The following is a 25,774-nucleotide window of genomic DNA, read 5'->3' on the forward strand; positions in this document are numbered from 1 at the left end:
CATAAAAAAACGCGACCCTAGAGTCGCGTTTTTTATTACTCGATTAAAGCTTTAAACAACTTTCTTCGCAGCGATGGCTTGCTTCACCTGAGTTAGCGCCGTACCACCGAGGACATCACGTTTTGCCAAACAGGCTTCGATAGTGAGGTTGGGATACACATCCGCCTCGATGATATCGGCAAAAGTTTTAAACTCAGCGAGAGAGAAGGCTTCTAACGGGATCTTCTTAGCGATCGCGGCAACGACAGCCACACCGACCACATGGTGCGCTTCGCGGAATGGCATGCCTTTAGACACCAGATAATCCGCCAATTCGGTCGCGTTGGCATAACCTTGCTGCGCGGCTAACAGCGCATTCGGGCGGTTAACGACTAAGCCAGATAACACTAATGCCGCCATATCCAAGCAGATTGCCCAGCTGTCGACCACATCGAACAAGCCTTCTTTGTCTTCCTGCATGTCTTTATTGTAGGCCAGAGGCAATGCCTTCATCGTGGTGAGAATACCCACTAAACTGCCGTACACACGGCCCGTTTTACCGCGAATAAGCTCCAGCGCATCAGGGTTTTTCTTTTGTGGCATTAACGATGAACCCGAGGTCACTTCATCACTTAATGAGATAAAACCCGCTTCACCCGAGTTGAAGAAAATCAAATCTTCGGCCATACGGCTTAAGTGCATCATGCTGATTGAAGCCGTAGAACATAGCTCAACTACATGGTCGCGGTCCGACACGCTGTCCAAACTGTTTAAGGTTGGCGATGCAAAGTTCAGTGCCGCTGCCAGCACATGTCTATCCATTTGATAGGCTGTGCCCGCCAAGGCGCCCGAACCGAGCGGACAGGTATTGGCGCGCTTTAAGGCATCGGTTAAGCGGCTAAGATCGCGCTCAATCATCTCCACATAGGCTAAGCACCAGTGGCCAAACGTGACTGGTTGAGCACGTTGCAGGTGAGTATACCCCGGCATGACAGCGTCGAATTCACGCTCAGCAAGCGCGATAAGTTCGCTGCGTAAGGTTTGCAGGCGAGCCACTAATGCCGCACCTTCGGATTGGCACCAGAGCTTTAAATCGGTAGCGACTTGGTCGTTACGGCTACGGCCCGTATGGAGTTTCTTACCTAGATCGCCGACTTTAGCGATCAACGCCGACTCCACGAAGCTGTGAATATCTTCCGCGCCCGATGCAAGAATAATCGCAGGATCGCCCTTCACTTCCACCAGCAGCTCGTTCAGTGCTTTCTTCAAGTCGCTGCATTCAGTAGCAGTGATAATGCCGACACTGGCAATCGCATCGGCCCAAGCGATAGAGCCGACAACATCCTGCTCAAACAAACGGTAATCCACAGGCAGTGAATCGTTGAATAATTTAAATAGCGCGCTGGTTTCGCCCTGAAATCTTCCACCCCATAAAGCCATGCTCAATCCCCTCGCTCACTGCTTTGAATACGTTAAAACTTAAGATATAAAAAAGGGCGCTAGGCGCCCTTTGAGTCTGCCTATTACTTAGCGTTGAGCGCGCGAATGCGGCTTGCTAACGAGTACAGACGGATAAAGCCTTCAGCGTGTTTTTGGTCATACACCTGATCTTCACCGAAGGTGGCAAACGCTTCAGAATACAAGCTGTTTGGCGAACGCTTCTTAACGGCAATAGCGTGACCTTTGTAGAGTTTAACCACAACTTCACCGTTAACAGACTCGGCTAATGACTCAGATGCCGCCAGCAGCGACTTACACAGAGGTGTAAACCAACGACCGTCGTACACTAAGTGTGCCATTTGGGCACCCACTTGCTCACGCCAAGTACGGCTGGTTTTATCCAGCACTAACTCTTCAATCGCGCGCAGCGCAGCAAACATCACAGTGCCGCCTGGAGTTTCGTAGCAACCACGAGACTTCATGCCCACTAAACGGTTTTCGGTGATATCGATACGACCCACGCCATGTGGTGCAGCGATGGCATTCAGCTTCATCAGTGCAGCGTAAGGAGTTAATAGCTCACCGTTTACTTTAGTCACACGGCCATGTTCAACTTCGAGTGACACATATTCTGCTTGGTTTGGGGCATCTTCTGGATCGGCAGTCAGCGTCCACACACCTTTGCTTGGCTCGTTCCATGGATCTTCCAACTCGCCACCTTCGTGGGAAATGTGGAATGCGTTAGCATCACGGCTGTAGATCTTAGTCGCAGAAGCCGACGTCTTGATATTACGCTCAGCTAAGTAAGCCAGCAGATCTTCACGGCTCTGCATGGTCCATTCACGCCATGGTGCAATCACTTTTAAATCAGGTGCTAATGCCGCAAAGCAACCTTCAAAACGCACTTGGTCGTTACCCTTACCGGTACAACCGTGGCACAGGGCATCGGCCCCCACTTTACGAGCCACTTCAACCTGCGCCTTAGCGATGATTGGACGCGCCATTGAAGTACCTAACAAGTAAGTACCTTCATAGATTGCACCCGTTGCCATGGTTGGGTAGATGTAATCTTTAACGAATTCTTCTTTCAGATCGACGATATGGCACTCTGATGCGCCAGAAGCTAATGCCTTTTCAGTCAGACCCACTAATTCTTCTTCACCCTGACCTACATCAGCGCAAAAGGCGATGATTTCACAGTTGTCGTAGGTTTCTTTTAACCAAGGAATAATGGCCGAAGTATCTAGACCACCCGAATAGGCTAAAACGACTTTTTTCACGCCAGTGTTTTTGTTCTCGATAGACATCTTAAATTCCTATAACTCGTTTCTCACCTTGGAGAAAGTAGGCTGCTAAACAGGGTTAAATTAACTAAATAGGGTTACCAGTACTGCGTTTTGGGCGTGCATCCGATTCTCTGCTTGTTGCAGGATCAAGGAGCCTTCGCCATCCATTACCTCATCGGTCACTTCAACACCGCGGTGAGCGGGTAAGCAATGCATAAAGAAGTGAGCACCCGCTTTCGCCATCAAGCCCTTATTGACCTGATAAGGTGCAAACTTATCCTTAATTTCCGCTAACGGTGTTGGATCACCCATGGAAATCCAGGTATCAGTATAGATAGCATCGTGACCTTCGATAGCACCAATATCTGAAGTCAGTACAACCTTGCCGCCATATCGGCTGGCAAGTTCTTGTACTTCGGCCACGACGTAGCCATCAGGAAAGTGACCCGCAGGGCAGATCACTGTCATGGTGGCACCGAGAATAGCCGCGCAATACATCAATGAATTCGTCACGTTATTACCGTCACCTACGTACGCTAACTTAACATCACTGATATTTTCAAAATGCTCGGCCAAAGTTAAGAAATCGGCCAGCGCTTGGCAGGGATGATATAAATCCGAAAGCGCATTTATCACAGGCACAGTGCCAAACTCGGCCAATTGTTCGATGGTCTTGTGGGAGAAAGTTCTCGCCACAATAGCATCGGCCCAACAGGACAGGTTAGAAGCAAAGTCAGCGACCGATTCCCGCTTACCTAAGGCACCATTTTGTTGGTCTAGGTATAAACAGTGGCCGCCGAGCTTGTTAATACCGATATCGAAGCTAACACGAGTACGCAGGGATGGCTTTTCAAATAACATCACCACACTCTTACCGTCCAGCGCATGACGATACTCAGCGGGATTCGCTTTAATCGTCTTGGCTAACGTAATCAGATCCAGCAACTGTTGCTGGGTTAACTCTTTTATCGATAGTAAATGCTTCATAACCTACTCCGCTTATGGTTGGATTTGTGTGCCCACGGCCTCACCTTTTGCTAATGCGACTAATTGGCTTGCATCACGCCATGAGGCAACTTGAACCGCCTGCCCCATCCACTGCGCCACTTCGAGCGCAGCTTCTACTTTTACTTTCATTCCCTTTTCGATCACGCCTTGCTTCACCAACTCGGCAATCTGCTTACCATTCAGTGAAGGGATTAATTGACCTTTACCATCGAGCACGCCAGACACATCCGATAACAGCACCAACTTGCCACCGACCAACTTAGCTAATACCGTCGCCGCTTGGTCAGCGTTCACGTTCAGCATTTGGCCATCGTCCATCATCGCAATCGAGCTACAAATCGGCATCCAACCTTGGGACAGAATAAACTTGAGGTAAGTGGCGTCCTTAGGAGAAACCTCGCCCACTAACCCTAAACGCTCATCTTTGATCTTGGCCGATACTGTGTTGCCATCGGCTAAGCTCATGCCCACACTCACTATTCCAGCCTTTGTCGCTGCACCTTGGAGGATCTTGTTTGATGTTCCGGCCAGTGCACCGGCAATAATCGGCATTTGCTCCGGCGGGGTCACCCGCAGGCCTTCTAACTTGACGGTTTCCATGCCATTTGCGGCTAATTGCTCATCGACCAAACAGCCGCCGCCATGCACCATCAGCACTTGCTGACCATTAGCGATCATTGCTGCCGCGGTATCCATTAAACGCGCCATCCCCATTTCACACTGCAGCAGGGCGCCGCCGACTTTAAGAACTAATACTGAGTTGTTGGTAGACATCTTGACGACTCTCTTAAATAAGGATGAACGGTTAAAGGTTAAAGTGAATCTTTATGCATTGCAGGGCTTGGCTTGCCGCGCCTTTCATCAAATTGTCGATCGCACTGGCAACCACTAAGTAGCCACTGTTCTCATCAAACTTCCAACCTAAGTGGCAATTCGGAGTCAGCACCACATCATCCACTTTCGGGAACTGGTTCTGTTTCACTGTCACCAGCGGAGCTTGGTCATACACACTGTATGCCGCAGCCACATCGGCAGTGGTAGTGCCTGGTTTTAGCTGTACCGTGATGGTCGCTAAAATGCCGCGCTTGAAGTTGCCTAGGTGCGGCGTGAAGATCACCTCTTGCCCCAGTTGAGTGGCAATCTCGGGTTGATGTCTATGGCCTAATACGCCGTAGGGTGTGAGGCTCACTTCGCAAAAACTGGTATGCAGCTGTGCCTTACGACCCGCGCCCGTCACACCGCTGACCGCATTGATCACTGGATAGGCTGAGGTCAGTAAATTCTTTAATGGTTTCAATGCAGTTAATGATGCTGTTGGGTAACAACCTGGCACAGCAATCATCTTAGTCGCAGCGACTTCTTTGGCATTCCACTCGGCTAGACCATAGACGGCCTTGGCCAACACTTCAGGATATTCGTGCTCAAAACCGTACCACTTAGGGTACTGCGCCACATCGCTGAAACGATAGGCACCGCTTAAGTCAAACACGGCTAAACCTTGGTTATAGAACCACGCCGCTAAATGCAAACTCACCGAATGTTCGGTCGCTAACACCACGGCATCTGCCTCGGCGACGATCTTCGCCTTAGCTTCTTCGGTCAGTGGTGACAGAGCTAAATCAATGTGGCTATAGACAGGGTACAAATCTGCTAAAGCTCTACCTTTATCTAAACTATTTTCAGAGACATACAGACCTTGAATCGATAATTCAGACTCCGCATGGACTAAAGCTGTTAGTTGTGCGCCTGTGTAACCACTGGCACCGATAATGGCGATGTTTTTCATATGTATTTTTATAAACCGAATCAAAGAGACTTAAAGAATAGATGAATAGCGTACACGCACCAGCGTATATCTATGATGACAAGACTATCGTCGTAGGAAATCGTAATGGGTCGTTATTTTATTCACTGACGGCTTAACGCTATACATCATGATATTTACTCTAGAGGTCACAAGGGGTGACTCATCTCAACTGCTGGCTAGACTACCACAAAGATCTATTTATGCAATATATGTGAATATATATTTTTATTAAATTTTATCTTTTATCTGCGTTCAAGCACGCTTAGCAAATAACACAATACTTCACTAACTGCTTAATAACTCAGTTATCTATGGATGAAAGACGGAAAAATCAGTCCTTTTTATTAACACCGAATACACATACCCGCAAAGCCGAAAATGATGCAGTTCATATTCACTTCCCCTAAACATAATAAAATATTGCGTTAGCTCGCATTTATATTGAATATTCTTCAACAATTATCGTGATTAGTTGCATATAAGATAAGCCAGTCGTATAAGTTATAAGTTCTGCTGTTGACCATTGCCCTCAGTGGTGGGTATTGTGCTAGCGGGCTATATACCCAAGCGACCTGAAGACTCTCATCACCTACAGGTTGTTTGGGTATATTGCGGATTTTTATATTTTTCAATTCGGAGTAACTATGGCAGGTAATGTGGCAGACAATGTGACCGACATGTATGCGTCGTTAAGATCGAACGTGAGTATGTTAGGGCAAATCTTGGGCGATACGATGCGCACCCACCTCGGTGATTCTTTCCTCGAGAAGGTTGAGCAAATTCGTAAACTCGCAAAAGATTCCCGCCGTGGCGACGAAGCGGCACGTGAGCAAATGCTAGAACTGCTCACCGCACTCCCCGATGAAGAGTTAGTGCCTTTTGCCAAAGCCTTTAACCAATTCCTCAACTTAGCAAACTTATCCGAACAATTTCATACTATTAGCCGTAACTGCGATGAGCTGGTTTGCGTACCGGATCCGGTCGAACAGTTGCTTGGCCGCATGCTTAATGGCCGTATCGATCAAACCAAGATGTTGGATTGCTTAAAAACGCTGGATATCGACTTAGTCCTCACCGCGCATCCAACGGAAATCTCTCGCCGCACACTGATCCAAAAATATGCTGCAATTGTGGATTGCCTCGCCGAGCAAGAAAACAATCAACTGTCGGACAGAGAGCGCCGCCAAATTAATCTGCGTCTGCGCCAGTTAATCGCCCAAATCTGGCACACCAATGAAATTCGCCGTGAACGCCCAACGCCAGTGGATGAAGCCCGCTGGGGATTATCCACCATTGAAGAATCCCTCTGGCATGCTGTCCCCGACTTTTTAAGGCAGCTCAACGATCAAGTACAAGATCGCACAGGCCAGCAATTGCCTATCGATATCGCACCGGTGCGTTTCTCAAGCTGGATGGGTGGCGATCGCGACGGCAACCCTTTTGTGACCGCTAAAGTCACCCAAGAAGTGTTAGATCGTAATCGCCATGCCGCCGCCCGTTTATTCCTCAAGGATATAGTGTTGCTGGTTGGCGAGTTATCGATGGAAGAAGCCAACAGCGAACTGATGGCGTATACCAACAATAGCTGCGAACCCTATCGTTTTGTGCTGCGTTCATTAAGACAAAAACTGCGCGACACCATCGACTACTTAAACGCCCGCATCGAAGGCCATAACCCAGAAGTCGATAAATCGACGCTGATTTGGCAAGAAAGCGATCTTAAAGCGCCGCTAGAGATGCTGTATAAGAGTTTATGTGACTGCGGCATGCGTTTGATTGCTAACGGTTTACTCCTCGACATTCTGCGCCGTCTCGCTTGTTTTGGCATCCATATGTTAAGGCTCGACATCCGTCAAGATGCAGGCCGTCACTGCGATGTTCTTGCAGAGTTAACCCGCTATCTAGGTATGGGGGACTTTAATCATTGGGATGAAACCGAAAAACAAGCCTTCTTGCTGCGTGAACTCAGTAACCGTCGCCCGCTGATCCCAAGCAACTGGCAACCTTCTGCCGACGTGGCCGAAGTGCTTAACACTTGCCGCTTAATTGCAAAACATCCTGCTAAGGCGTTGGGCTCCTATGTGATCTCGATGGCGAGCAAGCCTTCAGATGTATTAACCGTATTATTACTGCTCAAAGAAACCGGCTGCACTCATCCGATGCGCGTTGTGCCGCTATTTGAAACCTTAAGCGACTTAAATAACGCCGCCGAGTGTATTACCGCACTGCTCGATATCGACTGGTACCGTGGTTACACCAAAGGCATGCAAGAGGTGATGATCGGTTATTCAGACTCAGCCAAAGACGCGGGTGTAATGGCCGCCGCTTGGGCGCAATATCGCGCACAGGAGCAGTTAGTCGCCGTCTGTAAACAGGCTGGCGTTAAGCTGACGCTGTTCCATGGTCGTGGTGGCAGTATTGGTCGTGGCGGCGGCCCAGCTCACAAAGCGATTCTGTCGCAACCGCCCGGCTCAGTTGACGGTCGTATTCGCGTCACCGAGCAAGGTGAGATGATCCGCTTTAAGTTCGGCCTGCCTAAATTGGCGGTGCAAAGCTTAGCCCTATACACCTCAGCGGTGTTAGAAGCGACCTTGCTTCCGCCTCCCGAGCCTAAGCAGGAATGGCGCAATTGTGTGGAGCGAATTGCTGAGGAGTCAGTGAGTGCTTACCGCGGTATTGTCCGTGAAGAGCCGGATTTTGTGCCTTATTTCCGCGCAGCCACTCCGGAGGTTGAACTGGGCAAACTACCATTAGGCAGCCGCCCGGCAAAACGCCGTGTCGATGGCGGTATCGAGAGCTTACGTGCCATTCCTTGGATTTTTGCTTGGTCTCAAAACCGCTTAATGTTGCCAGCATGGCTAGGCGCCGGTGAAGCATTACAGGCGGCCTGCCAACGTGGCGAAATAGGCTTGCTACAGGATATGGAGCGCGAATGGCCCTTCTTTAGCACGCGGATTTCCATGCTGGAGATGGTGTACGCCAAGGCGGAACCTAACTTAGCGCGCTACTACGAAACCTGCTTAGTACCGCCCAATCTTCACCACTTAGGCGAAACTTTACGCCAGCGTTTAGATCTCGGTATTAAAGTGGTGCTGGAGCTGACTAAATCGGATACCTTAATGGCGCATACACCGTGGAATCGCGAATCAGTCAAACTGCGCAATCCCTATATCGATCCATTAAACTTCCTGCAGACCGAGTTATTAGCTCGTACTCGCAAGGAAACAACCGAAGCTCCCGCTTCCGAACACGTGCAACTCGCCTTAATGCTGACGATTGCCGGTGTCGCGGCGGGCATGAGAAACACAGGTTAATGAAAAAACTCACGCTTAGCCTTTGCTTGGGATTATCTGTACTGCTTGACGGCTGCGTCACGCAGTACAGTATCAGCGAGCATGAAATGGAGCAGTATCTCAGCAAAGAGATCCATTTTGAGGTGAAACAAGGTAATCAACTCGTGGGCGCGCAAGTGCGCATTAACGACATCAGTGTCAGACTCGGCGAAAAGCCTGACACTATGAGCGTCAGTGCGGCCACTCAAGTGTCCATCACTAATCCTATTTTTCCGTTGAAGGCGCAGCTTTCAACCACCTTTGAGGCCAAGCCTTGGTATGACAGTGCCACCCACAGCGTCTACCTGCGCCAGCTTGAATTGGTGAAAGTAGAATCAACTCCTAAGGATATCGAGAAAGCCATCAGTAGCGCGACGCCACAGGTTATGGGCTACTTAAGGCATTTCCTCGAGAATCAGCCCGTTTATGTGCTCGATACGAAGGACAGTAACCAAGCGCTGATGGCCAAGATGACCGAGAGCATTCAAGTTGTCCCTGGCAAATTAGTCCTTAAGTTCACTAAATAGCGGCTCGTGTTGCAAACCATTCGCCATAAAAAATGCTCCCTCGGGAGCATTTTTGTTAATCCAGCTAGACTGACTAAAACCCTTCAGTATTCAAAGAGTTACTTGCTGAAACGCCCTATCGATTGATAATCCACAATCACAGCTTCTGTGAGTAATTCACGTCTTAACATATCGTAGGCCACTGCCGCACTTAAGCTACGCACTAAATCCCGTGAACGTCGCGGCAGTTTTATCATTTGGCTGTAGACGCCACTGCGGGTAGCCAAGGCAATTGCTACTGTACCGACGGGCTTCTCTTCGGTTCCGCCATCTGGTCCCGCTATTCCACTGGTCGCTAAGGCAAAATCACTGTCTAAGATAGCACGCGCGCCCTTAGCCATTTCTTCGACCGTGGGAATAGACACTGCGCCGTGATCGTCTAACGTCGCCGGATTAACACCTAACACTCGCACCTTAGACTCGTTACTATAAGTCACCAGACCGTGTTGTAAATAGGAAGAACTGCCCGGGAAATCCACTAACTGACTGGTTATCATCCCACCCGTGCAAGACTCGGCAACACTCAAGGTCAAGCCAGAATTCAGTAACTTCGCATGGATTTCCTCGGCAAGCGTCGCTTTATCTTCGGCGACAACCGCAGTACCCAGCACCATTTTGATGTGCCCAGTCACCCGTGGCAGCAAAGCAATAGCCTTCTCACCGCGGGCAAAGATCTTAATCTCAATATGTGGCATTGAGGAGCGATAACCAATGGTAATCCCCTCAGGCAACTCCAATGGCTCAATTTTGTCGGCAAGGGAAGACTCACCATGACCTATGGTCAGCAACTTCTTCAGCGCCACCTTAGCATCGAGGTCAAACTCTTCACGGATAAAAGGAATAAATTGTTCCTTCACCATATGCTTGAGTTCAAATGGCACACCTGGGGTGAAGAATAACCAAGCTCGATTCAACTTCACTCTAAATCCACAGGCCGTACCGACGGGGTTATCCACCATCACTGCAGACTCAGGCAGCATCGCCTGCTTCAAATTACTGACTGGCATCTCACGGTTATTACGCGTAAACCAATCTTCTAAATGCTGACGCCATTCGCGATTCTCAACCAGAGACTCTCCCTTTGCCTTAGCCATTGCTTCGGCAGACATATCATCACTGGTCGGCCCCAAGCCGCCATTCACTAAGATGACATCGGCATGCAAGCTACGCTCTTGGAAAACCGCAATTAAGTCCTCGAGGCGATCCCCCACAGTCACTCGTCGTTGGATCTCAATGCCATGCTCCATCATAGTGCTGGCAAACCAGGCCGCGTTAGTATCAACAATCTGACCCGACAGCACCTCTTCCCCAGTGCAAATCATCTCTAACTTCATCATAGATCCTTAGCTACCCCAATAAATTACTGCATAAGGTAAGTAACCTCTGAAGTAATAGCAAGAGTTGCCATCGGCAAGTATGGCTCAGTAACGTGAAGAAAATAAGGCAACAAGTCGCTATTTAGCGCGCATCAGGGGTGTGCGAGTGAAAGAGGCTGAAAATTGGAATGAATGATTTCAAAATAACAATCTAAAAATGGCAAACGCCAAATGCAAAAAAGCCAGCTTATTCAGCTGGCTTCGTTGTTTATTTAGGCGCTTGGCGATGACCTACTCTCACATGGGGAGACCCCACACTACCATCGGCGCGATTGCGTTTCACTTCTGAGTTCGGGATGGGATCAGGTGGGACCACAATGCTATTGTCACCAAGCAAATTTGGTATTTACTTACCCGTCTTATCTCACGCAGGCAGTAAATGAATTCGGAAAGCTGTTTGAGTACCACTTCTTAAGTGTTTGTATTCGTCTAAGTATCACTTAGTAAAACCCATCTGGGTTGTATGGTTAAGCCTCTCGAGTCATTAGTATCAGTTAGCTCAACGCCTCACAACGCTTACACACCTGACCTATCAACGTCCTAGTCTCGAACGGCTCTTTAGTGGACTTAAAGTCCAAGGGATGACTCATCTTGGGGCTCGCTTCCCGCTTAGATGCTTTCAGCGGTTATCGATTCCGAACATAGCTACCGGGCAATGCCATTGGCATGACAACCCGAACACCAGCGGTTCGTTCACTCCGGTCCTCTCGTACTAGGAGCAACTCCCCTCAATCATCCAACGCCCACGGCAGATAGGGACCGAACTGTCTCACGACGTTCTGAACCCAGCTCGCGTACCACTTTAAATGGCGAACAGCCATACCCTTGGGACCGACTTCAGCCCCAGGATGTGATGAGCCGACATCGAGGTGCCAAACACCGCCGTCGATATGAACTCTTGGGCGGTATCAGCCTGTTATCCCCGGAGTACCTTTTATCCGTTGAGCGATGGCCCTTCCATTCAGAACCACCGGATCACTATGACCTACTTTCGTACCTGCTCGACGTGTCTGTCTCGCAGTTAAGCTGGCTTATGCCATTGCACTAACCGTACGATGTCCGACCGTACTTAGCCAACCTTCGTGCTCCTCCGTTACTCTTTGGGAGGAGACCGCCCCAGTCAAACTACCCACCAGGCACTGTCCTTAACCCCGATTAGGGGCCCAAGTTAGAACATCAACACTACAAGGGTGGTATTTCAAGGACGACTCCACGAGAACTAGCGTTCCCGCTTCAAAGTCTCCCACCTATCCTACACATGTAGGGTCAATGTTCAGTGCCAAGCTATAGTAAAGGTTCACGGGGTCTTTCCGTCTAGCCGCGGGTATACGGCATCTTCACCGCAATTTCAACTTCACTGAGTCTCGGCTGGAGACAGCGTGGCCATCATTACGCCATTCGTGCAGGTCGGAACTTACCCGACAAGGAATTTCGCTACCTTAGGACCGTTATAGTTACGGCCGCCGTTTACCGGGGCTTCGATCATGAGCTTCTCTTGCGATAACCCAATCAATTAACCTTCCGGCACCGGGCAGGCGTCACACCGTATACGTCATCTTGCGATTTTGCACAGTGCTGTGTTTTTGATAAACAGTTGCAGCCACCTGGTATCTGCGACTGCCGTCAGCTTAGGGAGCAAGTCCCATCACCAACAGCAGCGTACCTTCTCCCGAAGTTACGGTACCATTTTGCCTAGTTCCTTCAGCCGAGTTCTCTCAAGCGCCTTGGTATTCTCTACCCGACCACCTGTGTCGGTTTGGGGTACGATTCCCGCTAACCTGAAGCTTAGAAGATTTTCCTGGAAGCATGGCATCAACTACTTCATCCCCTTGGGGACTCGTCATCAGCTCTCAGTGTATAGTGACCCGGATTTGCCTAAGTCACCCACCTACCACCTTAAACGCGGACTACCAACGCCGCGCTAGCCTAGCCTTCTCCGTCTCTCCATCGCAGTTAGCGGAAGTACAGAAATATTAATCTGTTTCCCATCGACTACGCCTTTCGGCCTCGCCTTAGGGGTCGACTCACCCTGCCCCGATTAACGTTGGACAGGAACCCTTGGTCTTTCGGCGAGGGGGTTTTTCACCCCCTTTATCGTTACTCATGTCAGCATTCGCACTTCTGATACCTCCAGCGTGGGTTACCCCTTCACCTTCAACGGCTTACAGAACGCTCCTCTACCGCGCAACCCTAATGGATTGCACCCGTAGCTTCGGTGGTATGTTTAGCCCCGTTACATCTTCCGCGCAGGCCGACTCGACTAGTGAGCTATTACGCTTTCTTTAAATGATGGCTGCTTCTAAGCCAACATCCTAGCTGTCTAAGCCTTCCCACATCGTTTCCCACTTAACATACACTTTGGGACCTTAGCTGACGGTCTGGGTTGTTTCCCTTTTGACGACGGACGTTAGCACCCGCCGTCTGTCTCCCGGATAGCACTCTTTGGTATTCGGAGTTTGCAAAGGGTTGGTAAGTCGGGATGACCCCCTAGCCTTAACAGTGCTCTACCCCCAAAGGTGTTCGTCCGAGGCGCTACCTAAATAGCTTTCGAGGAGAACCAGATATCTCCCGGTTTGATTGGCCTTTCACCCCCAGCCACAAGTCATCCGCTAATTTTTCAACATTAGTCGGTTCGGTCCTCCAGTTGATGTTACTCAACCTTCAACCTGCCCATGGCTAGATCACCGGGTTTCGGGTCTACGCCTTGCAACTAAACGCGCAGTTAACACTCGGTTTCCCTACGGCTCCGCTATTCGCTTAACCTCGCTACAAAACGTAAGTCGCTGACCCATTATACAAAAGGTACGCAGTCACGGTCTCAAGAACCGCTCCCACTGCTTGTACGTATACGGTTTCAGGTTCTATTTCACTCCCCTCACAGGGGTTCTTTTCGCCTTTCCCTCACGGTACTGGTTCACTATCGGTCAGTCAGGAGTATTTAGCCTTGGAGGATGGTCCCCCCATATTCAAACAGGATATCACGTGTCCCGCCTTACTCGTTTTCATCAAAGGTTAGTTTTCGTGTACGGGGCTATCACCCTGTGCCGCTGGACTTTCCAGACCATTCCACTAACACCCCTCTGACTTAAGGGCTAATCCCCGTTCGCTCGCCGCTACTAGGGGAATCTCGGTTGATTTCTTTTCCTAAGGGTACTTAGATGTTTCAGTTCCCCTCGTTTGCCTCACTACACTATGTATTCATGCAGTGATAACAGCTTATGCTGCTGGGTTCCCCCATTCGGACATCGTTAGCTCAAATGCTTGTTACTAGCTCGCCAACGCTTTTCGCAAGTTACTACGTCCTTCATCGCCTCTGACTGCCAAGGCATCCACCGTATACGCTTAGTCGCTTAACCATACAACCCAAATGAGTTTCACTTGAATTGTTGCGACCAGCTGGTTTTACTTGTCTCATCTTCGACCAAGAAGATGGACTCGCCTTAGACTTGAATATTCAAGACACTTAAAAAGTGTTTTAAGAACTCAATTTTTTTCGTATTAACACAACGACAGACATCATTGTATTAATTACTATCAGCTTTCCAAATTGTTAAAGAACAATGCTTACCGGCATGCGGTGCATTTCGCTCTCCCTCCTCTTTCGAGAAGTTCAACAAGCCATCTGTGTGAACACTCAACAAACATCAAGTTAGTCGTATAGGTAAGGAGGTGATCCAGCCCCAGGTTCCCCTAGGGCTACCTTGTTACGACTTCACCCCAGTCATGAACCACAAAGTGGTGAGCGCCCTCCCGAAGGTTAAGCTACCCACTTCTTTTGCAGCCCACTCCCATGGTGTGACGGGCGGTGTGTACAAGGCCCGGGAACGTATTCACCGTGGCATTCTGATCCACGATTACTAGCGATTCCGACTTCATGGAGTCGAGTTGCAGACTCCAATCCGGACTACGACGAGCTTTGTGAGATTAGCTCCACCTCGCGGCTTTGCAACCCTCTGTACTCGCCATTGTAGCACGTGTGTAGCCCTACTCGTAAGGGCCATGATGACTTGACGTCGTCCCCACCTTCCTCCGGTTTATCACCGGCAGTCTCCCTAGAGTTCCCGCCATTACGCGCTGGCAAATAAGGATAGGGGTTGCGCTCGTTGCGGGACTTAACCCAACATTTCACAACACGAGCTGACGACAGCCATGCAGCACCTGTCTCAGAGTTCCCGAAGGCACTAAGCTATCTCTAGCGAATTCTCTGGATGTCAAGAGTAGGTAAGGTTCTTCGCGTTGCATCGAATTAAACCACATGCTCCACCGCTTGTGCGGGCCCCCGTCAATTCATTTGAGTTTTAACCTTGCGGCCGTACTCCCCAGGCGGTCTACTTAATGCGTTAGCTTGAGAGCCCAGTGTTCAAGACACCAAACTCCGAGTAGACATCGTTTACGGCGTGGACTACCAGGGTATCTAATCCTGTTTGCTCCCCACGCTTTCGTGCCTGAGCGTCAGTCTTTGTCCAGGGGGCCGCCTTCGCCACCGGTATTCCTCCAGATCTCTACGCATTTCACCGCTACACCTGGAATTCTACCCCCCTCTACAAGACTCTAGTTTGCCAGTTCGAAATGCAATTCCCAGGTTGAGCCCGGGGCTTTCACATCTCGCTTAACAAACCGCCTGCGCACGCTTTACGCCCAGTAATTCCGATTAACGCTTGGACCCTCCGTATTACCGCGGCTGCTGGCACGGAGTTAGCCGGTCCTTCTTCTGTAGGTAACGTCACAGCTGCAAGGTATTAACTTACAACCTTTCCTCCCTACTGAAAGTGCTTTACAACCCGAAGGCCTTCTTCACACACGCGGCATGGCTGCATCAGGGTTTCCCCCATTGTGCAATATTCCCCACTGCTGCCTCCCGTAGGAGTCTGGGCCGTGTCTCAGTCCCAGTGTGGCTGATCATCCTCTCAGAACAGCTAGGGATCGTCGCCTTGGTGAGCCATTACCTCACCAACTAGCTAATCCCACCTAGGTTCATCCAATCGCGAGAGGCCCGAAAGTCCCCCTCTTTCCCCCGTAGGGCGTATGCGGTATTAGCAGTCGTTTCCAACTGTTATCCCCCTCGACTGGGCAGATCCCTAGGCATTACTCACCCGTCCGCCGCTCGCCACCTCAGGAGTAAACTCCCTTGTGCTGCCGCTCGACTTGCATGTGTTAGGCCTGCCGCCAGCGTTCAATCTGAGCCATGATCAAACTCTTCAATTAAAAGTTTTTTTGTTTCCGAAGAAACGGCTCAATGAATTCTGAATCGACTTAGCTTAATAAGTCGTTGTACATATTGCTATGAACACTCATTCATTGATTTAAATTTTGATTACTCGCCAAACGGCAGAGTAATTTCGATTAACTCAACACCTGTGAGTGTCCACACAGATTTCTTGTTTAGATTGTTAAAGAGCATTTGACCATTCACTTCGCGTTACCGCTCAGCGGGTCAGGGCTGCGTATTCTACGCATTTCCCTTGTCGCGTCAAGGCGTTTTTGCAAACTTCTTGAGGCTTTCGAATCAACTGCACATTTTGCATTCGATTCGCACTGTCACTGCGGTTGCTTTCGCTGTCTGCCGTGTCAGTGGATGCGCATTATAGGCAGCAGAACTTTTTACGCAAGGGCTTTTTTCAGGTTTTTTGCATTATTTTTCAAATCGCTTTTTACACCCAATCTAGGCACAAGCTACCCACGAGTTATTCCCAGAGTTATCCACAATCGCTGTATTTATCACCGCTGAGTGCCGCTCAACATCGCTAAGTAAAACGATTTATCACTCAATACAGACGCGTGGTTGCAATATTAAAGGAGGAATAAAGATGCAATTCGGCAATGAGGATAGAAAAGGTAAATAGAGGAAGCCGCGACCTTATACTTATATAGCTATATAAAAGTATAAGGTCGTGCAACGCGCGCTCACTTGTGGTGTTAGTTTGCACTCCACAGTAACTGGCCGCAATCGGTAAGATCGTACCCACCTAATAACGAGGCCATTTGGCGCGTGTGTCCGCTACTTAACATAGTAAAGAGCTGTTGCAGTTGTCTGCGGAAGTAAATGCTTTGCGGCATCACAAAGTCGAAGGACTCTTTGACGAGAGGCACGAAGCTTAAGCCGCTCTCTAGGGCAACGGATTGGCAACCGAAACCTATGTCGGCATCCCCCCGTGCTATATATCCTGCGAGCTCACGTTCGCTATAGGCCGTTAGCACCACATTGAGTTGTTCTAAACGCGCCCCTTGCTTTAATAGCCATTGTTCTAAATGTTGCTGGCTACCAGCGCCACCTTGGCGGCTGACCCAACGCCAGGGTAAGGTGAGTACCTTATCCTCTTCTTGGCATCTGTGGTGCATATCGGTACGCATGATCAAGCCTTGCTGACGGGAATAACCATGCACCATGATCCATTGTTGGTGGTTCTGATAACCTTTAAGTAAGGCTGGATGACGGATATTCCTATCCTCCATGCTACCCCAGTGCAGAGTACAAACGTCGGCATAGCCCTTTGCTAATAGCTCTAACCCAAGACGCGAGCCCGTTGCGCTGTAACTGATCAGTTCGCGGCTCCCCACCTGTGCCATCAAGCGCGCCACTAACATAGAAAGCAGGGGATCATCGCTGCCAGTGATCAAGAGTCGGTCGGTTAACATGCCGCTGTGGCAGGAGTCCATCACCCAACGGTCAATTAACACCTTAGGGAATAACCATTTACCGGTGATTTTCGTTGCTGGCAGAATTCGGTCATTCGCCATAGCGTAGACTTTCTTCTCGTTTAGATCTAAATACTCAGCAACCTGCTTCGCGCTCATGTAAATCAATTCACTGGCGGATGTCATCTTATATCCTTGTCGTCCTATCTCTTCTAAATTCAACCGATACCATCATTAGCAGCTTATTTGCCTGCACTAGTATTCGCATCAAATTCGATATTTTCACTACCGTGATAGATCAAAAAGTGGCGCCCTTTCGCCCGGGCAATAATGGTGATGCCCAGCTGCTGCGCAAGCTCTAGCCCCATTTGCGTCACGCCACTGCGCGATAGCAATACGGGTATCCCCATTTTGGCAACCTTGATCACCATCTCCGAGGTGAGTCGCCCCGTGGTATAGAAAATCTTGTTATCGCCCCGATCCTGAGCCAACCACATATCGCCCGCTAAGGTGTCCACAGCATTGTGACGCCCTACATCTTCTACGAAGGCAAGAATTTGGTCGTTCTCGCAAACACCACAGCCATGAACGGCGCCGGCATTCTTATAAGTGTCATTATATTCATTGATATTTTTAAGCAAACTGTAGAGCGTACTTTGCTTGAGGCTTGGTGTGGGCAGCTGGATATCATCTAAGTCCTGCATAAAACTGCCATAAACCGTTCCTTGGCCACAGCCTGAGGTCACGGTTTTTTCCGATAACTTTTGCTCGATATCGGCGGTTTGTTCACGGGTTAACACGGCGGCGGAGTTTACATCCCAGTCGACAATCACAGAGTCCAACTGACTAACATCTGAAATAAAGCCTTGATTTTTAAGATAACCTAACGCTAGCGACTCGGGTTTAGCCCCTAAGGTCATCAGGGTCACAATCGGACGCCAGTTCAGGTAAACCGTTAAAGGTCGTTCACAGGCAACATGCTTATCAATCACTTCGCCCGATTCGTCTACGGCCTTGACGGCAATCGTTAACGGCACTTCAGCCTGGGTTTTCACAAAAGTGAAGGCTGGTTTCGCTGACGATGAAGGGTCATTGGGCTGTGCTTGCTGAGCAATATTAGAACTATTATCAGAAATCATAATGTTACCGCTTTACGTGTGATGGCATCAGCATAGCAATATTTATACCTAGGTATGAAACTCTGGGCTAAATGCGTGATCCGTCGCAATTATGAATATTCCAGTGGGCGTAAATGTCCCAGACAAAATGACTCATTAGACAAAATGTCCTAAATTTACCCTTGTTTTGATGATCCACCTCAAACAAATACCCCATGTTTAATGGCATTAATATTGCAGTGACCTTTTATCGCAATCAGTAGGGGAAAGAGAACCGTTCGCTCAGGTTCGCCCCTTTCGGCTGAAACGGAGAGACAATGCAACATACCACTAGTGTTTGGCCAATGTACGTTTCGCTCAAAAAAGTAGAGAAACAAATGGGTCGTTGGACCTCGGTACAATGGGAAATCGATCATCTACTGCCCGCCACCCACGAAGCCCCCGAAGGTGCAACCTTAGTTCTGCTCGAACTGCACAAAGATGAACGCGCCAGTTATCGCATCAACCTCGACATGGACAATGCCATGCTGTACTTGGTCTGCGATGAAATGGCTGACGGCACTTGGGTACCCGCGTTACTCTCGGCAGATCAAAACGTGGCGGCAGGCTGCCTTGAAGGCAACACCCCCGTTATCAACATGCTAATGCCAGAGGCGATCGCCTGCTGGATTGAAGCCTTTATCACCCAATACGGCGAAGTTGAAATCGCCGCTTATCGTCGCAAGCATGTCGACCACCGTAAAAACCAAGGCCCTAGCCGCGACCCATTGCGGAGGGACTAATGGCTGACTCAACCCCAAAGGCTAACGGCTTTTTTAGCCGTTGGAGCCAGCGCCGTGAGCAAGTCGCCGCCGAAGAAGCCGCACTTGCAGCTCAAACGGCCGAAAAAACCGCGGAAGCAAACTTAAATCCTCCTGTTGAGCCAACTGTGATTGCGGCAGCCACGCCGACTTCTGAACCTCAGGATGCCCTCCCACAAACCGATGAGGATCCCAACCGCCTCCTCACCGCGGAAGAGTTGCCCAATCCCGAAGAAATTGAGATTGGCGGCAGCTTTGCTAAGTTTATGGGAGCCAATGTTGACCCAGCGGCGAAAACGGCAGCGCTACGCGCATTGTGGAAACAGCCCCATTTCAATGAGATAGATGGTCTTTTGGAATATGCGCTCGACTACAGCAATCAGCCAAAGCTGACGCCAGAGGTGTCCGCCGAGCTAGCCCAAAAAGTATTCCGTTTTATCACCAAAGAGAGTGAAGAGTCAGACGAAGATCCGACCTCAATCCCCAGCGATGCGGTGGTGAATACAGAAAATGCAATGGAATCAAAAAACAGTGATGTCGAAACCGAATTAGCAAACACTCAGATCACGGACAATTTGGATGGGGAGACTGATGACCTACCCCAAAATGCACCAGAGCCTGCCGCTCAGATGCAAAAGCCAGTTGTTTAATGTCAGTTTAGCTAATTTTTATGTCCATAACTTTGGTATGTGAATTGCTGTACTAAGGGATAAAAACTTAGATAAAAGCAGAAAAGGCAAGGACTTAGTCTCAAATTACCGCCTAAATCTGCAGCAAAACAGCTATAAAAGAGCAGCCAAAGTACTGTTCAGGAACGCAATGTGAGCACTCATTTGATGACCAATCAAACCCAGCTTGCGCTAAAACAAGCGCGGCAAAATGTGTTAGCCCAAACGCAGATTTTACAGAATCTGATCCCGCCAACAGTGAGCTACACCACTGAAGGCACAGTGCTAATTATTGGCCCAGAGGATCTGGCACGCCTCGCGGCGGACAAATTGTCCACTATGGCGAGCCGTGTGATTTTGGCTAACGAAGCGATTACCAGCCAAGATGAAACCCACCTTGAACAGGTGATGGCTGCGGCGACGGATGTCGAAAGCTACTATAACAAACTCATTGGCATTAAAGGATTTTTAGGTCAATTCCAAGTCAGCGTCGAGCATCAAAATGGCGCGGCGGAATTGAGTGTTGTCGCCATTCGTAAAGCTCATTTCGATTTGATCCTCGATTTAAGCAGCACCCCTTGCTTGAATTTAGAAATGCTGCCGCCGGGCTATTTCTATGTCGGTCAAGACGAAGCCAAACTGGCCGATGCGCTGGAGCAACTCCCTGAATTGGTGGGCCAGTTTGATAAACCCCGTTACGTTAAAATCAATGCCGACTTATGCGCCCATGACCGTAATGGCATCAACGGCTGTAACCGCTGCCTCAACTTCTGCCCCGCCGATGCGATTAGCAGTGTTGCGAAGAAAATTGAGGTCGACCCTTACCTCTGCCACGGCGCAGGTAGCTGTGCGAGTGCCTGCCCGACGGGTGCGATTGGTTATGACTTACCAACGCCACAGGCACTGCATTCTTACCTGAATAAGATTATCAACCGTTACCGTGAACAAGCCCAAACCGCGCCCGTGATCCTGTTCCATGACAACGCGGTTGGCGCAAACTTGATAGGGGACGACTTAGCCGGGGATGTATTACCTGTCGCCCTCGAAGAAATCACCGTTGCCAGCATTGACCATTGGTTAGCAGCTCTGGCTTGGGGCGCACGCCAAGTGTTAATCCTCAATACCGAGGCGACAGCTCCCACGCTCACGCAAATGTTGAAAGGTGAACTCGCTTTAGCCAACAGCATGTTAGATGAAATCGGCCAACCGCAGCGCCTGAGCCTTATCGACCCAAGCATGCTGGCGAATTTAGAGCCGCTGCTCGATATCAGCCTCGACTGGCCAGTGATTGTGCCGGGCGCTTTTGCATCGACCACTAAACGTAACACCTTGTTTGACGCGATTGACCATCTGAACAGCCAGGCAGGTGAAATCAACAGTAGTTTAAGTATCAACAACGTCCCCTACGGCAAAGTCAGCGTCAATGTCGAGAAATGTACCCTGTGTATGTCCTGCGTGGCGATTTGCCCCACCATGGCATTGCAAGATGGTGGCGACAAACCTGCACTACACTTTATTGAGCAAAACTGTGTTCAATGTGGCTTATGTGAGGCGGCGTGCCCTGAAAAGGTCATCAGCCTGACGCCACAAATTAACTTTGATAAAGCTGCTCGTCAGCAATTACAAACCCTGAAAGAAGAAGCCCCATTCGAATGTATTCGCTGCGGCTCTCCTTTTGCGACCCAATCTATGGTGCATCGGATGCTGGATATGGTCGGCGCGCACAGCGCATTCTCAGCCAATATTGAACGACTGAAAATGTGTGGCGATTGCCGGGTAAAAGACATGTTTGAAGACATTCTTCAAGATCCTGAAAAGCAACTGCGATAAGAGATCCGCTATGACCGAATCAGTAAGACAAGTATCAGAAAACGATCAGTTGAGAGCCGATATCTATCAACTGTTGGCCGCCCTGTTGCGTCGCCATCCAAGCCCTGAACTGCTGCAATTTTTGGCCAATCTTGAAATCGATGCCAATGAAGACAATGAGATGACCAAGGCTTGGTTATCCCTGCAATTGGCCGCCCAGCAGTTCAGCAGTGAACAATTAGAAGATGAGTATTTTGCCCTGTTCCTCGGTGTGGGTTGTGGCGAAATCCTGCCCTATGGCAGCTGGTTTATGACGGGCTCACTGATGGATAAGCCTTTAGCTCTGCTGCGCCAAGACTTAATGCAACTCGGTTTTGAACGTGAAGAAAACGTCAAAGAACCCGAGGATCATGTGGCCGCGCTGTGCGAAGTTATGGGCATCTTGATCCTTGAAGCGCCAGGCTACCGTCAATTGGCATTCTATCAACGCCACATCGGTAGTTGGATTCAGCGCTTCTGTGACGCCGTCAGCAAAGCCCCAAGCGCGGCGTTTTATGCCACGGTCGCCCATCTTGCGAAGGCGTTTTTCGAGATGGAAGCCACCGAATTTGAACAACTGAGCTTAGACATTCCCGTCAATTGCCCCGGCAGTGCGGAGCTACAACCCGCCGCCAGCGATTTAGAAAAACAAGTGGAATTAATGAACTAAACTTAAAACGGTTGGCGATACGCAGATTCAGTGCCTATCGCGTTTTAGTTTGATAGGCAAAGGTGGACTTAAGGTTCACCTTTGCCACAAAAAGGAAGCTTAGGCTTCCACAGTAACCGAGGTGATCGTGGTATGCATCACCTCATCCAGTAACACAAGGAGACACTATGAAGAAGCAAGCTTCCGACATGGGCCGTCGTCAATTGCTCAAAGCATTGGCACTCGGCAGTGCGGCTGGCGCGGTTGCGACTGTCAGTAGCCAAGCTCTGGCTGCCACCCCAACAGTTGCCCCAAGCGAACCTAAGAGTGACAACTATCGCGAAACCGACCATATCCGTAACTACTATGCGTCGTTGAACAACTAACCAGAGGAGTGTGTGTGATGCGATTAACCCGCAAAACAGACCAAGTCGTCGAGCCAAAAGTGCCCGCCCTCGGTCTTAATCGTCGCCAATTCTTAAAATCTGCAGGTCTTGCCACTGGTGGTATCGCCGCCGCGTCTATGCTTGGCACAGGTATGATGCGTAAAGCACAGGCGCAGGAACATATCCCCCATAATGCACCGACTGAAGTCAAACGTACCATTTGCTCTCACTGCGCAGTGGGTTGTGGTATCTATGCTGAAGTGCAAAACGGTGTGTGGACAGGTCAAGAACCCGCGTTCGATCATCCATTTAACCAAGGCGGCCACTGCGCGAAAGGGGCTGCACTGCGTGAACACGGCCACGGTGAAAAACGCCTGAAATACCCAATGAAGTTAGAAGGCGGTAAGTGGAAGAAGATCTCTTGGGAACAAGCTATCAATGAAGTGGGCGATAAAATGACGGCGATTCGTCAAGAATCGGGTCCAGACTCTATCTACTTTATGGGTAGTGCTAAGTTCTCTAACGAACAGGCTTATTTATATCGCAAACTCGCGGCACTGTGGGGCACAAACAACGTCGACCACTCAGCCCGTATTTGTCACTCTACCACGGTAGCCGGTGTTGCTAACACTTGGGGCTACGGTGCGCAAACCAACTCGTTAAATGATATCCGCAACTCTAAGTGCATCATGTTCGTGGGTTCAAACCCAAGTGAAGCACACCCTGTCGCCATGCAACACATTCTGGTGGCAAAAGAGCGCGGCGCTAAGATCATCGTTGTTGACCCACGTTTCACCCGTACTGCAGCCAAGTCTGACGAGTACGTGCATATCCGCCCAGGTACCGATATCCCCTTCATCTATGGCCTGTTATGGCACATTTTTGAAAACGGCTGGGAAGATAAAGAGTTCATCAATCAACGTGTTTACGGCATGGAACGTATTCGCGATGAAGTGAAAAAATATACCCCTGAAGAAGTCGAAAACGTTGCAGGCGTGCCTAAGGCTCAAATGTACCGTATCGCAAAAATGTTAGCAGAGACCAAACCAGGCACTATCGTATGGTGTATGGGCGGTACTCAGCACCACGTCGGTAACGCCAACACCCGTTCATACTGTATTTTACAGTTAGCGCTGGGCAACATGGGCGTGTCTGGCGGCGGTACCAACATTTTCCGCGGTCACGATAACGTGCAAGGTGCAACAGACTTTGGTCTGTTATTCGACAACTTACCCGGTTACTACGGCTTAACCTCAGGCGCTTGGGCTCACTGGTCTGGCGTTTGGGACTTAGATCCAAAATGGGTTGCAGGCCGTTTCGACCAAGGCGAATACTTAGGTCAAACCCCACAAACCTCAACGGGTATCCCCTGCTCTCGCTGGCACGATGGTGTACTCGAAGATAAAACCAAGATCGCGCAGAAGGACAATATCCGTCTGGCGTTCTTCTGGGGTCAATCAGTTAACACCGAAACCCGTGGCCGTGAAGTGCGTGAAGCGCTGAACAAGTTAGATACTGTGGTCGTTGTTGACCCAATCCCAACCATGGCTGGTGTGATGCACCAACGTAAAGACGGGGTATATCTGCTACCCGCAGCCACGCAGTTTGAAACCTACGGTTCAGTGTCAGCCACTAACCGTTCAATTCAATGGCGCTCTAAAGTGATTGAGCCATTGTTTGAGTCACTGCCTGACCACGTGATCATGTACAAACTGGCGAAAAAGCTGGGTATCGAAAAAGAATTCTGTAAGCACATCCAAGTCAATGGCGAAGAGCCATTAATTGAAGATGTGACTCGCGAGTTCAACAAAGGTATGTGGACCGTCGGTTACACAGGTCAAAGCCCAGAACGTTTGAAAATGCACCAAGAAAACTGGGGCACTTTCGATGTGAATAGCCTGACCGCACCGGGCGGCCCAGCTAAAGGCGAAGTCTACGGCTTACCTTGGCCATGTTGGGGTACGCCAGAAATGAAACACCCTGGTACCCAAATTCTTTACGATCAATCTAAAGAAGTGAAAGACGGCGGCGGTACTTTCCGTGCCCGTTACGGTGTTGAACACAATGGCGTTAGCATTCTTGCCGACGGTTCATTCTCTAAAGGCAGTGAAATTCAAGATGGTTATCCTGAGTTTACCGCCGACATGCTCAAGCAATTGGGTTGGTGGGATGACTTAACCGAAGACGAGAAGAAACTGGCCGAAGGCAAAAACTGGAAGACAGACCTGTCTGGCGGTATCCAACGTGTTGCTATCAAGCACGGCTGTATTCCTTTCGGTAACGCGAAAGCACGTTGTATCGTGTGGACTTTCCCAGATGATATCCCACTGCACCGCGAGCCACTCTACACTCCTCGTCGTGACTTAGTCGCTAAATACCCAACCTACGAAGACCTTATGGTTGCGCGTCTACCGACTCTGTATAAGTCAATTCAGGATAAGGACTTTACCCAAGGCTTCCCACTGACACTGACCTCTGGTCGTTTAGTGGAATACGAAGGTGGTGGTGAAGAATCTCGTTCTAACCCTTGGTTGGCCGAGCTACAACAAGAAATGTTTATCGAAATGAACCCGGCAGACGCTGCTGACCGTGGTATCCGTGACGGTGACAATGTCTTTGTTCATAGTCCTGAAGGCGCCAAGATCACAGTGAAGGCAATGGTGACACCACGGGTTGTTCCGGGTGAATGTTTTATGCCATACCACTTCGCCGGTATCTTCGAAGGTGAAAACCTCGCGAAGAATTACCCAGAAGGTACAGTACCTTATGTACAAGGTGAATCGGCAAACACCATTTTAACTTACGGCTATGACGTTGTGACTCAGATGCAAGAAACTAAGTCCAGCCTTTGCCAAGTTAGCAAAGCCTAACCTAC

The 25,774-nt window shown here is 49.5% G+C and carries 16 protein-coding genes and 3 rRNA genes; 8 read left to right on the top strand and 11 right to left on the bottom strand.

Features of this window, described 5'->3' with window-relative positions; translation table 11 throughout:
- Positions 1-51: 51 nt before the first annotated feature.
- The 5 genes from argH to argC all read right to left on the bottom strand — a co-directional run bounded on the left by argH (position 52) and on the right by argC (position 5,499).
- Positions 52-1,419 carry an argininosuccinate lyase gene (argH, locus tag N7386_RS20140; RefSeq protein ID WP_086904086.1) on the bottom strand — a complete coding sequence of 456 codons (1,368 nt, stop codon included), beginning with the start codon at positions 1,417-1,419 and terminating at the stop codon, positions 52-54.
- Between the two features lie 83 nt (positions 1,420-1,502).
- Positions 1,503-2,726 carry an argininosuccinate synthase gene (locus tag N7386_RS20145; protein ID WP_086904085.1) on the bottom strand — a complete coding sequence of 408 codons (1,224 nt, stop codon included), beginning with the start codon at positions 2,724-2,726 and terminating at the stop codon, positions 1,503-1,505.
- Between the two features lie 60 nt (positions 2,727-2,786).
- Positions 2,787-3,692, bottom strand: a complete 906-nt coding sequence (locus N7386_RS20150; protein WP_011624429.1) for an ornithine carbamoyltransferase — start codon at positions 3,690-3,692, stop codon at positions 2,787-2,789.
- A 12-nt stretch (positions 3,693-3,704) separates the two neighbouring features.
- Positions 3,705-4,487: an acetylglutamate kinase gene (argB, locus tag N7386_RS20155; RefSeq protein ID WP_037424139.1), complete on the bottom strand. Its 783-nt coding sequence runs from the start codon at positions 4,485-4,487 to the stop codon at positions 3,705-3,707.
- Positions 4,488-4,518: 31 nt separating this feature from the next.
- Positions 4,519-5,499 (bottom strand): N-acetyl-gamma-glutamyl-phosphate reductase, encoded by a 981-nt coding sequence (argC, locus tag N7386_RS20160; protein ID WP_011624431.1) that lies wholly within the window; start codon positions 5,497-5,499, stop codon positions 4,519-4,521.
- Positions 5,500-6,164: 665 nt separating this feature from the next.
- Between argC and ppc the strand changes: the two genes are divergently transcribed.
- Positions 6,165-8,834 (top strand): phosphoenolpyruvate carboxylase, encoded by a 2,670-nt coding sequence (ppc, locus tag N7386_RS20165; protein WP_086904084.1) that lies wholly within the window; start codon positions 6,165-6,167, stop codon positions 8,832-8,834.
- Positions 8,834-9,379 carry a DUF1439 domain-containing protein gene (locus tag N7386_RS20170; RefSeq protein ID WP_279770644.1) on the top strand — a complete coding sequence of 182 codons (546 nt, stop codon included), beginning with the start codon at positions 8,834-8,836 and terminating at the stop codon, positions 9,377-9,379. Before ppc ends, N7386_RS20170 begins: the two co-directional genes overlap by 1 nt.
- A 98-nt stretch (positions 9,380-9,477) precedes the next feature.
- On the opposite strand, the gene N7386_RS20175 is transcribed toward N7386_RS20170, so the two are convergent.
- The 6 genes from N7386_RS20175 to N7386_RS20200 all read right to left on the bottom strand — a co-directional run bounded on the left by N7386_RS20175 (position 9,478) and on the right by N7386_RS20200 (position 18,569).
- Complete coding sequence (locus tag N7386_RS20175; protein WP_041416675.1) at positions 9,478-10,752, bottom strand: CinA family nicotinamide mononucleotide deamidase-related protein; 1,275 nt, start codon at positions 10,750-10,752, stop codon at positions 9,478-9,480.
- Positions 10,753-11,012: 260 nt separating this feature from the next.
- Positions 11,013-11,128 (bottom strand): 5S ribosomal RNA (rrf, locus tag N7386_RS20180).
- A 129-nt stretch (positions 11,129-11,257) separates the two neighbouring features.
- Positions 11,258-14,150: ribosomal RNA gene (locus N7386_RS20185) — 23S ribosomal RNA — on the bottom strand.
- Between the two features lie 306 nt (positions 14,151-14,456).
- Positions 14,457-15,999 (bottom strand): 16S ribosomal RNA (locus N7386_RS20190).
- The 16S, 23S and 5S rRNA genes sit together here, the layout of an rRNA operon.
- 711 nt (positions 16,000-16,710) lie before the next feature.
- Positions 16,711-17,616 carry a helix-turn-helix transcriptional regulator gene (locus N7386_RS20195; RefSeq protein ID WP_279770648.1) on the bottom strand — a complete coding sequence of 302 codons (906 nt, stop codon included), beginning with the start codon at positions 17,614-17,616 and terminating at the stop codon, positions 16,711-16,713.
- Between the two features lie 56 nt (positions 17,617-17,672).
- Positions 17,673-18,569 carry a formate dehydrogenase accessory sulfurtransferase FdhD gene (locus N7386_RS20200; protein ID WP_279770650.1) on the bottom strand — a complete coding sequence of 299 codons (897 nt, stop codon included), beginning with the start codon at positions 18,567-18,569 and terminating at the stop codon, positions 17,673-17,675.
- A gap of 296 nt (positions 18,570-18,865) precedes the next feature.
- Here N7386_RS20200 and N7386_RS20205 point away from each other — a divergent pair, with 296 nt between their 5' ends.
- The 6 genes from N7386_RS20205 to N7386_RS20230 all read left to right on the top strand — a co-directional run bounded on the left by N7386_RS20205 (position 18,866) and on the right by N7386_RS20230 (position 25,769).
- A complete protein-coding gene (locus N7386_RS20205; RefSeq protein WP_011718638.1) occupies positions 18,866-19,330 on the top strand; it encodes a DUF3305 domain-containing protein in 465 nt (154 codons plus the stop codon).
- The gene (locus tag N7386_RS20210; RefSeq protein ID WP_279770653.1) at positions 19,330-19,998 is read left to right on the top strand and encodes a DUF3306 domain-containing protein; all 669 of its coding nucleotides are present in this window, start codon (positions 19,330-19,332) and stop codon (positions 19,996-19,998) included. The genes N7386_RS20205 and N7386_RS20210 overlap by 1 nt, the downstream gene beginning before the upstream one ends.
- Before the next feature lie 186 nt (positions 19,999-20,184).
- Positions 20,185-21,846: a 4Fe-4S binding protein gene (locus N7386_RS20215; RefSeq protein WP_279771083.1), complete on the top strand. Its 1,662-nt coding sequence runs from the start codon at positions 20,185-20,187 to the stop codon at positions 21,844-21,846.
- A gap of 10 nt (positions 21,847-21,856) precedes the next feature.
- Entirely contained in the window at positions 21,857-22,534 is a 678-nt protein-coding gene (locus N7386_RS20220; RefSeq protein ID WP_011718641.1) for a molecular chaperone TorD family protein, read from the top strand.
- A 167-nt stretch (positions 22,535-22,701) separates the two neighbouring features.
- A complete protein-coding gene (locus tag N7386_RS20225) occupies positions 22,702-22,899 on the top strand; it encodes a twin-arginine translocation signal domain-containing protein (RefSeq protein ID WP_011074127.1) in 198 nt (65 codons plus the stop codon).
- Between the two features lie 17 nt (positions 22,900-22,916).
- Positions 22,917-25,769 carry a molybdopterin-dependent oxidoreductase gene (locus tag N7386_RS20230; protein ID WP_279771085.1) on the top strand — a complete coding sequence of 951 codons (2,853 nt, stop codon included), beginning with the start codon at positions 22,917-22,919 and terminating at the stop codon, positions 25,767-25,769.
- Positions 25,770-25,774: the final 5 nt, after the last annotated feature.

Source organism: Shewanella sp. GD04112 (assembly GCF_029835735.1).
Classification (GTDB): domain Bacteria; phylum Pseudomonadota; class Gammaproteobacteria; order Enterobacterales; family Shewanellaceae; genus Shewanella.

What these genes read in the sequence shown, in the direction of transcription:
- argH (WP_086904086.1), bottom strand. Translation starts at nt 1,419, where the DNA reads ATGGCTTTATGGGGTGGAAGATTTCAGGGCGAAACCAGCGCGCTATTT.
- N7386_RS20145 (WP_086904085.1), bottom strand. Translation starts at nt 2,726, where the DNA reads ATGTCTATCGAGAACAAAAACACTGGCGTGAAAAAAGTCGTTTTAGCC.
- N7386_RS20150 (WP_011624429.1), bottom strand. Translation starts at nt 3,692, where the DNA reads ATGAAGCATTTACTATCGATAAAAGAGTTAACCCAGCAACAGTTGCTG.
- argB (WP_037424139.1), bottom strand. Translation starts at nt 4,487, where the DNA reads ATGTCTACCAACAACTCAGTATTAGTTCTTAAAGTCGGCGGCGCCCTG.
- argC (WP_011624431.1), bottom strand. Translation starts at nt 5,499, where the DNA reads ATGAAAAACATCGCCATTATCGGTGCCAGTGGTTACACAGGCGCACAA.
- ppc (WP_086904084.1), top strand. Translation starts at nt 6,165, where the DNA reads ATGGCAGGTAATGTGGCAGACAATGTGACCGACATGTATGCGTCGTTA.
- N7386_RS20170 (WP_279770644.1), top strand. Translation starts at nt 8,834, where the DNA reads ATGAAAAAACTCACGCTTAGCCTTTGCTTGGGATTATCTGTACTGCTT.
- N7386_RS20175 (WP_041416675.1), bottom strand. Translation starts at nt 10,752, where the DNA reads ATGAAGTTAGAGATGATTTGCACTGGGGAAGAGGTGCTGTCGGGTCAG.
- N7386_RS20195 (WP_279770648.1), bottom strand. Translation starts at nt 17,616, where the DNA reads ATGACATCCGCCAGTGAATTGATTTACATGAGCGCGAAGCAGGTTGCT.
- N7386_RS20200 (WP_279770650.1), bottom strand. Translation starts at nt 18,569, where the DNA reads ATGATTTCTGATAATAGTTCTAATATTGCTCAGCAAGCACAGCCCAAT.
- N7386_RS20205 (WP_011718638.1), top strand. Translation starts at nt 18,866, where the DNA reads ATGCAACATACCACTAGTGTTTGGCCAATGTACGTTTCGCTCAAAAAA.
- N7386_RS20210 (WP_279770653.1), top strand. Translation starts at nt 19,330, where the DNA reads ATGGCTGACTCAACCCCAAAGGCTAACGGCTTTTTTAGCCGTTGGAGC.
- N7386_RS20215 (WP_279771083.1), top strand. Translation starts at nt 20,185, where the DNA reads ATGACCAATCAAACCCAGCTTGCGCTAAAACAAGCGCGGCAAAATGTG.
- N7386_RS20220 (WP_011718641.1), top strand. Translation starts at nt 21,857, where the DNA reads ATGACCGAATCAGTAAGACAAGTATCAGAAAACGATCAGTTGAGAGCC.
- N7386_RS20225 (WP_011074127.1), top strand. Translation starts at nt 22,702, where the DNA reads ATGAAGAAGCAAGCTTCCGACATGGGCCGTCGTCAATTGCTCAAAGCA.
- N7386_RS20230 (WP_279771085.1), top strand. Translation starts at nt 22,917, where the DNA reads ATGCGATTAACCCGCAAAACAGACCAAGTCGTCGAGCCAAAAGTGCCC.